This is a genomic window from Prevotella pallens ATCC 700821, assembly GCF_000220255.1.
GTDB classification, from domain to species: domain Bacteria; phylum Bacteroidota; class Bacteroidia; order Bacteroidales; family Bacteroidaceae; genus Prevotella; species Prevotella pallens.
On the sequence record NZ_GL982514.1, the window covers coordinates 426,089 to 428,334 of the forward strand.

Sequence of the window (2,246 nt, forward strand, 5' to 3'; positions counted from 1 at the left end):
CGGTAAACAGTTCGATGAAGAGACAGGTTTGTACTATTATGGTGCAAGGTACATGAACCCAGTAACGAGTTTGTGGTATGGGGTGGACAAACTAACAGAGAAATACCCAACAGTATGTGGTTATGTATATACGCTCGATAACCCTGTGAAATTTATAGATGAGGTTGGTTACAAGCCATCTCTTTCAGCCTTGAGAAAGGCTGCTAAAAAATTAGGTGTAGAGTTATCTGTCATTAGGGCTGTATTTCAGACGGAGACAGGAGGTCAAACTTATACAAAGGATGGTCGTATAAAGATTTTGTATGAGCGCCATTATTTTAGTAAATTTACACATGGTAAATATGATAAAGATAGAGATATATCAGCACCTACTCGCTTTAAAGGGAAAACTCATAAGGAGAAAGGCAAAGAAGTGGCAACTCCTGAAATTGATCAATATGGCAATCCTTCTAACCAATATCGTCGGTTTGAGAAGGCTAAAAAACTGGATGAGGAAGCAGCGTATTCCTCAATATCTTATGGGAGTTTTCAAATTATGGGGAGCAACTATAAGGAAGCAGGTTATAAATCTGCTAAGGAATTTGGTGACGCTATGTTTAGTGCTGACGAGGATAAAATGCTCGATGCATTTACAAATTATATTTCTGCTAATCATGCAATGCGAAAAGCTTTGCTAAATCATGATTGGGCTACATTTGCACGTCTCTATAATGGTCCTAGTTATAAAGATAACAAATATGATACCAAAATGGCTGAAAATTATAAGATCTTTTCAGCGGATCCATTTAAGGGATACAAAGAATCTGAAATTAAAATACCCTCAAGATAATTTAAACTAAATAATAAAGAAGAGTATGAAATTAATAAAAACGTATATTCTCATCCTAATGATTTTATCTATAGGAACATTCTTGTATTGCAAAGGTAAAAGTCTAAACACAAAAAGCAATATGAGTCAAGTTTATATTGCTACAGTTAACACTGCTTCAATTGACAATAATAAAATAACTTTACCAGAACAAATTAAACTGTATTTAAATGATAGTAGAAAGAGTAATTTAAGAAACTCTTTTGTAAAAATAGATACAATTGTCTCAGGAGAGAATACTTTCTTACATATAAGAAAAGATGGAGGAATTCTATTTAATAAATTAAATCACATATCACTTATGTGTGATAAAATGTACAAGAGTTATTCAAATCACTCTTTTATCGAGGACATAGAACTATTTTCATATAGGAAGGACAATTTCGTAAGTTTTCTGTATTCCGTTATAGACGAAGGGTTTCATAGGGGCTACAGTGAGAAGCCTTTTACTTTTATTGTTAGGAAAGGCAATGTATATCAGGTTAACCTTATAACTACACCTATGGTACAGAAAGTCATAAATAAAAAGGTACTGAGCTTTCCTAAATCTCTTCGTTCTAGATTCGAAATGAAAGAGTTTTATGGCTTCTGCCTTATTTCTGGTAATATTTGTATTCGGCCGATAGCTTACTCTGCACTCGATGATGATGGTGGAGATTGGATCAAAATCCCTTATTCAAATGAGATTAAATTTTCATTAGTTAAATGTGACCAGATTTTAAAAGAAATATCAGATTTAACTAATTGATATAAGGTTCAATGAGGTAAGATATTGGATAGATGAAAAGTTTTGATACTTATTAATAGTGAAAGTGGTGACGGAAATTGATACCTTTTTCTTCATGCAAGGGTATTGGAATTCAAAGAGGGCTTATGGTAATTTTGAAATGTGGAAAAGATTCGGATGTAATATCATTAATGTTAAATGAGTATATGGTTCAAAGAGAATATAAGATTATCGTAAGGAATAGAAAATGATATCGGTCCATTCACAGGACGGCAATATCGGCACCTACAACACCGCCACGGGCGACCTACAGGTCAAGACCGAATATGACACCCACGACCGCACCGTCAGCGTCACCCTTGCTGACGCCAGCACCACCAGGAGTGCCTACACCATCGGCAGCCTCGACGGTGTTCCGATGCTGGAGACGAAGGTGACGGATGTCCCCGACAGGACGGTGGTGAGAACATTACCTTGAGATATGTCTACAATCCCGTGAACGAGGTGACGACGGTTACGCACCTTAACGGCAGGGAGACCAGATACGAATATGACCAGCTGGGACACAAGCTGATGGTGAGCCACCCCGACGCGGGCGAGACAGACATGACCAACGACTCGACCAACGCTACCCGTGAGATGTACTGGGAC

General features: G+C 37.2%; 2 protein-coding genes and 1 pseudogene. All 3 read left to right on the plus strand.

Annotated features, from left to right (window positions below):
- Window positions 1-829: N-acetylmuramidase domain-containing protein (locus HMPREF9144_RS10875; RefSeq protein WP_006046123.1), on the plus strand; the 829-nt coding region annotated here is incomplete at its 5' end.
- A 121-nt stretch (window positions 830-950) separates the two neighbouring features.
- Window positions 951-1,616, plus strand: a complete 666-nt coding sequence (locus HMPREF9144_RS10880; RefSeq protein WP_249031194.1) for a hypothetical protein — start codon at window positions 951-953, stop codon at window positions 1,614-1,616.
- A gap of 250 nt (window positions 1,617-1,866) precedes the next feature.
- A pseudogene (locus HMPREF9144_RS14030) lies at window positions 1,867-2,246 on the plus strand (toxin TcdB middle/N-terminal domain-containing protein); the annotation flags it as partial.